Genomic DNA, 7414 nt, shown 5'->3' with positions numbered 1-7414 from the left:
CGGAAGAATCGTGGAGAACCTGATCGCGCTGCTCATCGCGGCGCCCCTGCTCGGAGCGGCCGTCCTCCTGGTCGGTGGCCGGCGCCTGGACCGCGTCGGCCACTGGACCGGCACGCTCCTGTCGGCCGCCTCCTTCGTGTTCGGCCTCATCCTCTTCGCCGACCTGCTCGGCAAGGGCGCGGAGCAGCGCACCCTGACGCAGCACCTGTTCAGCTGGGTCCCGGTGGCCGGCTTCCAGGCGGACGTCACCTTCCGCCTGGACCAGCTGTCCATGACGTTCGTGCTGCTCATCACGGGCGTCGGCTCGCTGATCCACCTGTACTCGGTCGGGTACATGGAGCACGACGAGCGCCGCCGCCGCTTCTTCGGCTATCTGAACCTGTTCCTCGCGGCGATGCTGCTGCTCGTCCTCGCCGACAACTACCTGCTGCTGTACGTCGGCTGGGAGGGCGTCGGTCTCGCCTCGTACCTGCTGATCGGCTTCTGGCAGCACAAGCCCAGCGCCGCCACGGCCGCGAAGAAGGCCTTCCTGGTCAACCGGGTCGGCGACATGGGCCTGTCGATCGCGATCATGCTGATGTTCACCACCTTCGGCAGCTTCGCCTTCGGCCCGGTCCTCAGCCACACCGGTGACACCTCCGAGGGCAAGCTCACCGCGATCGGCCTGATGCTGCTGCTCGCCGCCTGCGGCAAGTCCGCCCAGGTGCCGTTGCAGTCCTGGCTCGGGGACGCCATGGAGGGCCCGACCCCGGTCTCCGCCCTCATCCACGCGGCGACGATGGTGACCGCGGGCGTCTACCTGATCGTCCGCTCCGGCGCCATCTTCAACGCCGCCCCCGACGCGCAACTGGCCGTCACGGTCGTCGGCGCGGTCACGCTCCTGTTCGGTGCGATCGTCGGTTGCGCCAAGGACGACATCAAGAAGGCGCTGGCCGGCTCGACCATGTCGCAGATCGGCTACATGGTCCTCGCGGCGGGCCTCGGCCCCATCGGCTACGTCTTCGCGATCATGCACCTGGTGACGCACGGCTTCTTCAAGGCCGGGCTGTTCCTCGGCGCGGGTTCCGTGATGCACGGCATGAACGACGAGGTCGACATGCGCCGCTACGGCGGCCTGCGCAGATACATGCCGGTCACGTTCATCACCTTCGGCCTCGGCTACCTCGCCATCATCGGCTTCCCCGGCCTGTCCGGCTTCTTCTCCAAGGACAAGATCATCGAGGCGGCGTTCGCCAAGGGCGGCACCGAGGGCTGGATCCTCGGCGGCGCGGCCCTGCTGGGCGCGGCCATCACCGCCTTCTACATGACGCGCGTGATGCTGATGACCTTCTTCGGCGAGGAACGGTGGCGCAAGGCCCCGACGCCGTCCCCGGCCGAGCCCAGCGTGGAACCCGCCGCCGAGACCCGCGGCGAGCACGCCGAGCCGCACCCGCACGAGTCCCCGAAGGTCATGACGATCCCGATGATCGTGCTGGCCGTCGGCTCGGTCTTCGCCGGTGGCTTCTTCAGCATCGGCGACCGCTTCCTCAACTGGCTGGAGCCCGTCACGGGTCACAGCGAGGGCGACTCCCCGCTCAGCGCGGCCACGGTCACCGGTGCCACCATGGTGTGCCTGGTCATCGGCGTCGCCATCGCCTGGGCCCAGTACGGCCGCAAGCCCGTCCCGGCCGTCGCCCCGCGCGGCTCCCTGCTCACCCGCGCGGCCCGCCGCGACCTGCTCCAGGACGACTTCAACCACGTGGTCCTGGTGCGCGGCGGCGAGCACCTGACGCGCTCCCTGGTCTACGTCGACCACACCCTGGTGGACGGCGTCGTCAACGGCACGGCGGCCGGCTTCGGCGGCCTGTCCGGACGGCTGCGCCGGCTCCAGAACGGCTTCGCCCGCTCCTACGCGGTCTCGATGTTCGGCGGCGCGGCACTCCTGGTCGCCGCGACCCTGCTGATGAGGGCGGTCTGATACCGATGTCCTTTCCTCTGCTGACAGCGACGGCGGCGCTCCCGGCCCTCGGGGCGGTGGCCACGGCCGCCGTACCGGCCGCCCGGCGCACCGCCGCCAAATGGCTGGCGCTGGTCGTCTCGCTCGCCACGCTCGCCCTGGCGGTCACCGTCCTGGTCCGCTTCGACCCGGACGGCTCCCGCTACCAGCTCACCGAGTCCCACGCCTGGATCAAGGACTTCGGGGTCAGGTACGAACTGGGCGTCGACGGCATCGCGGTCGCGCTGATCGCGCTGACCGCCGTACTGATCCCGTTCATCATCCTGGCGGGCTGGCACGACGCCGACCCGCTGGAGACCGGCAGCCGCCGCTGGCGGCCCACCCAGGGCTTCTTCGCGCTGATCCTGGCCGTGGAGGCGATGGTGATCGTCTCCTTCGAGGCCACCGACGTCTTCCTCTTCTACATCTTCTTCGAAGCCATGCTCATCCCGATGTACTTCCTCATCGGCGGCTTCGGGGACCGCGCCCACGAGCACGGCGAGGAGACGGCCGCCACCCAGCGGTCGTACGCGGCGGTGAAGTTCCTGCTCTACAACCTGGCCGGCGGTCTGATCATGCTGGCCGCGGTGATCGGCCTGTACGTGGTCGCCGGGAACTTCTCGCTCACGCAGATCGCCGAGGCCCGCGCGAACGGCTCGCTGCACATGGCGACCAGCACCGAACGCTGGCTGTTCCTCGGTTTCTTCTTCGCCTTCGCGGTGAAGGCGCCGCTGTGGCCGCTGCACACCTGGCTGCCCAACGCCATGCAGGAGTCCACCGCCCCGGTGGCCGTCCTCATCACCGCGGTCGTCGACAAGGTGGGCACCTTCGCGATGCTCCGCTTCTGCCTCCAGCTGTTCCCGGAGGCGTCGAAGTGGGCGACGCCCGTCATCCTCGTCCTGGCGCTCATCAGCATCGTCTACGGCGCACTGCTCGCCGTCGGCCAGCGGGACATCAAGCGCCTGGTGGCCTACGCGTCGATCTCGCACTTCGGCTTCATCATCATGGGCATCTTCGCGATGACCAGCCAGGGCCAGTCGGGCGCCACGCTCTACATGGTCAACCACGGCATCTCCACGGCCGCCCTGATGCTGGTCGCCGGCTTCCTCATCTCCCGGCGCGGCTCCCGGCTCATCGCCGACTACGGAGGCGTGCAGAAGGTCGCCCCGGTGCTCGCCGGCACCTTCCTGATCGGCGGCCTCGCCACCCTCTCGCTGCCCGGACTGGCGCCGTTCGTCAGCGAGTTCCTGGTCCTGGTCGGCACGTTCACGCGCTACCCGGTGATCGGCGTCATCGCCACCTTCGGCATCGTGCTGGCCGCGTTGTACACGCTCGTGCTGTACCAGCGGACGATGACGGGCCCGGTGAAGCCGGAGGTCTCCGCGATGCCCGACCTCCGCGTGCGTGAGCTGGTGGTCGTCGCCCCGCTGATCGTGCTGCTGATCTTCCTGGGCGTCTATCCGAAGCCCGTGACGGACATCGTCAACCCGGCGGTCAAGCAGACCATGTCCGACGTCCAGAAGAAGGACCCCAAGCCCGAGGTGGAGGCGGCCAAGTGAGCGCACCAGCCGTCCACAGCCTGTGGACAACCGCGGCCGAACCGATCTCGAAGATCGACGCGCCGAAGATCGAATACGGACAATTGTCGCCGACGCTGATCGTCATCGGCGCGGCGCTGGTCGGGGTGCTCATCGAGGCGTTCGTGCCGCGCCGGTCCCGCTACTACGCGCAGGTGTTCGTGTCCGTCGTCGCCCTGTGCGCCGCGTTCGCCGCGGTCGTCGCGCTCGCGGCGGACGGGTTCGGCACCACGAAGGCGCACATCGCGGCGATGGGCGCCATCGCGGTCGACGGCCCGGCCCTCTTCCTCCAGGGCACGATCCTGCTGGCCGGCCTGGTCGGCCTGTTCACCTTCGCCGAGCGGCGCCTGGACCCGGCGGCGCACGGCAACCGGGTCGACTCCTTCGCCGCGCAGGCCGCCTCCGTACCCGGCAGCGACAGCGAGCAGGCCGCCGTGAAGGCGGGCTTCACCACCACGGAGGTCTTCCCGCTGCTGCTCTTCGCGGTCGGCGGCATGCTGATCTTCCCGGCGGCGAACGACCTGGTGACCCTGTTCGTGGCCCTGGAGGTCTTCTCCCTGCCGCTGTACCTGCTGTGCGCGCTGGCCCGCCGCAAGCGGCTGATGTCGCAGGAGGCCGCGGTCAAGTACTTCCTGCTGGGCGCGTTCGCCTCCGCGTTCACCCTGTTCGGCATCGCGCTGCTGTACGGCTACGCGGGCTCGATGTCGTACGCGCGCATCGCCCAGGTCGTCGACGGCACGGTCACCGACGTCGACCCGGCCCTCGCCAACACCATGGGCAACGACGCGCTGCTGCTGGTCGGCGGCGCCATGCTCCTGATGGGCCTGCTGTTCAAGGTGGGCGCGGTGCCGTTCCACATGTGGACGCCCGACGTCTACCAGGGCGCGCCCACCCCGGTGACCGGCTTCATGGCCGCGGCGACGAAGGTGGCCGCGTTCGGCGCGCTGCTGCGCCTGCTGTACGTCGTCCTGCCCGGGCTGCGCTGGGACTGGCGGCCGGTCATGTGGGCCGTGGCGATCGTCACCATGCTCGGCGGTGCGGTCGTCGCCATCACCCAGACCGACATCAAGCGGCTGCTGGCGTACTCGTCCATCGCGCACGCCGGGTTCATCCTCGCGGGTGTGATCGCCACCTCGAAGGACGGCGTGTCGTCGGTGCTGTTCTACCTGGCGGGCTACTCCTTCGTCACGATCGGCGCGTTCGCCGTGGTCACGCTGGTGCGCGACGCGGGCGGCGAGGCGACCCACCTGTCGAAGTGGGCGGGCCTCGGCCGTCGCTCGCCGCTGGTGGCGGCCGTGTTCGCGGTGTTCCTGCTGGCCTTCGCCGGCATCCCGCTGACCTCCGGGTTCGCCGGGAAGTTCGCCGTGTTCAAGGCGGCGGCGGACGGCGGCGCGGCCCCGCTGGTCGTGATCGGTGTGATCTCCTCGGCCATCGCCGCGTTCTTCTACATCCGCGTGATCGTGCTGATGTTCTTCAGCGAGCCGCGACCGGAGGGCCCGACCGTCGCCGTCCCGTCACCGCTGACCATGCTCGCGATCGGCCTGGGCGTGGCCGTGACGCTGGTCCTCGGCGTGGCGCCGCAGTACTTCCTGGACCTGGCGAACCAGGCGGGAGTCTTCGTGCGCTGACGCCCGCGGCACCCGCGCCGCTGCCCGGCACCCTCACCGGAGGGCGCCGGGCAGCGGTGTTCTCCGGGTCACGCCGGCGGCTGACCGATGCCGCACGGAAACGACCGAGCCTGTGGATAACTCCGGGACTGTCGGTCCGGACCCCTATGGTGGAGGCAGCGGTCGAGAGACGACACACGGGGGACCGACGGGGGACAGGACGATGGGCGTGACGGGCGGGATCAGCGAGATGGCACAGGTGACCGAGGGGCCGGGCGCGGCCGACAGCGAGGCGCTGGCCACGCTGCACCGGGTCTTCGGATACGACGCCTTCCGGGGCGAGCAGCAGGCGATCATCGAGCATGTGGTGGCGGGCGGCGACGCCGTCGTCCTCATGCCGACCGGCGGCGGCAAATCGCTGTGCTACCAGATCCCGGCCCTGGTCCGGCCCGGCACGGGCGTGGTCGTCTCGCCGCTGATCGCCCTCATGCAGGACCAGGTGGACGCCCTGCGCGCCCTCGGTGTCCGCGCCGGTTTCATCAACTCCACCCAGGACTTCGACGAGCGGCGCATGGTCGAGGCCGAGTTCCTGGCCGGCGAGCTGGACCTGCTGTACCTGGCCCCGGAGCGGCTGCGCGTGGACGCCACGCTGGAGCTGCTCTCCCGCGGCAAGATCTCCGTCTTCGCGATCGACGAGGCCCACTGCGTGTCCCAGTGGGGCCACGACTTCCGCCCGGACTATCTCGCCCTGTCCCTGCTCGGCGAGCGCTGGCCGGACGTCCCGCGGATCGCCCTCACCGCCACGGCCACCCGCGCCACCCACCAGGAGATCACCCAGCGGCTGAACCTGCCGGCGGCCCGGCACTTCGTCGCCAGCTTCGACCGGCCCAACATCCAGTACCGGATCGTGCCCAAGGCCGACCCGAGGAAGCAGCTGCTCGCCTTCCTCCGCGAGGAGCACCCGGGCGACGCCGGCATCGTGTACTGCCTCTCGCGCAACTCGGTGGAGCGCACGGCGGAGTTCCTGACCGCCAACGGCGTCCAGGCGGTGCCGTACCACGCGGGCCTGGAGGCGGCCACGCGCGCGGCGCACCAGGCCCGGTTCCTGCGCGAGGACGGCCTGGTCGTGGTCGCGACGATCGCCTTCGGCATGGGCATCGACAAGCCGGACGTACGCTTCGTCGCCCACCTGGACCTGCCCAAGTCGATCGAGGGGTACTACCAGGAGACCGGCCGGGCGGGCCGTGACGGTCTGCCGTCGACGGCCTGGATGGCGTACGGCCTGAACGACGTCATACAGCAGCGCAAGCTGATCCAGTCCGGCGAGGGCGACGAGGCGTTCCGCCGCCGGGCCGCCGCCCACCTCGACGCCATGCTCGCGCTGTGCGAGACCGCCCAGTGCCGCCGTGGCCAGCTGCTCGCCTACTTCGGCCAGGACCCCGAGGCCGCGGCCTGCGGCAACTGCGACACCTGCCTCACCCCGCCCGAGACCTGGGACGGCACGATCGCCGCGCAGAAGGTGCTGTCCACGGTGGTGCGGTTGCAGCGGGAGCGCGGGCAGAAGTTCGGCGCGATGCAGATCGTCGACATCCTGCTCGGCAAGCGCACCGGCAAGGTGATCCAGTTCGACCACGACCAGCTGTCCGTCTTCGGCATCGGCCAGGACCTCTCCGAGGGCGAGTGGCGCGGGGTCGTCCGGCAACTGCTGGCCCAGGGGCTCCTCGCGGTCGAGGGGGAGTACGGCACGCTGGTGCTCACCGAGGCGAGCGGCTCGGTGCTGCGGCGGGAGCGCGAGGTGCCGCTGCGCAAGGAGCCGAAGAAGCCGACCGCCTCCCGGTCGCGCTCCGCCGGCTCCTCCGGGGGCGACCGCAAGGCCAAGGCCGTCGCGGTCGAGCTGCCCGAGGCGCTGCTCCCCGCCTTCGAGGCGCTGCGGGCCTGGCGCGCCGAACAGGCCCGGGAGCAGGGCGTCCCGGCGTACGTCATCTTCCACGACGCCACCCTGCGCGAGATCGTGACCCGGTGGCCCGGTTCGGTGAGGGAGCTGGGCACGGTGAACGGCGTCGGCGAGAAGAAGCTGGCGACGTACGGCGAAGGGGTCATCCAGGTGCTGGCTTCCCTGGACGGGGCCGCCCCGGTGGCCGCCGACACCCAGGCCGCCGCTGCCACCCCGGCCACCGCCGACAGCCAGGACGCCGACTGGCCCGAGCCGACGGACGAGCCGGAACCGGACGACTGGATATAACCGGGACACCCGG

4 protein-coding genes are annotated in these 7414 nt (G+C 70.5%); all 4 read left to right on the top strand.

The window, feature by feature from the left end:
- Nucleotides 1-10: 10 nt before the first annotated feature.
- Nucleotides 11-1957, top strand: coding sequence for an NADH-quinone oxidoreductase subunit L (nuoL, locus tag AQJ11_RS12585; RefSeq protein ID WP_059263036.1), 1947 nt, complete (start codon nucleotides 11-13; stop codon nucleotides 1955-1957).
- Nucleotides 1958-1962: 5 nt separating this feature from the next.
- Nucleotides 1963-3534: an NADH-quinone oxidoreductase subunit M gene (locus tag AQJ11_RS12580; protein ID WP_059263035.1), complete on the top strand. Its 1572-nt coding sequence runs from the start codon at nucleotides 1963-1965 to the stop codon at nucleotides 3532-3534.
- Nucleotides 3531-5180: an NADH-quinone oxidoreductase subunit NuoN gene (nuoN, locus tag AQJ11_RS12575; protein WP_014674293.1), complete on the top strand. Its 1650-nt coding sequence runs from the start codon at nucleotides 3531-3533 to the stop codon at nucleotides 5178-5180. The genes AQJ11_RS12580 and nuoN overlap by 4 nt, the downstream gene beginning before the upstream one ends.
- A 202-nt stretch (nucleotides 5181-5382) precedes the next feature.
- Nucleotides 5383-7401 (top strand): DNA helicase RecQ, encoded by a 2019-nt coding sequence (gene recQ / locus AQJ11_RS12570; protein WP_107120812.1) that lies wholly within the window; start codon nucleotides 5383-5385, stop codon nucleotides 7399-7401.
- Nucleotides 7402-7414 lie beyond the last annotated feature (13 nt).

The sequence above is a fragment of the Streptomyces corchorusii genome (assembly GCF_001514055.1).
Lineage (GTDB): Bacteria > Actinomycetota > Actinomycetes > Streptomycetales > Streptomycetaceae > Streptomyces > Streptomyces olivaceoviridis.
This window is presented reverse-complemented; position numbering and strand designations above follow the sequence as displayed.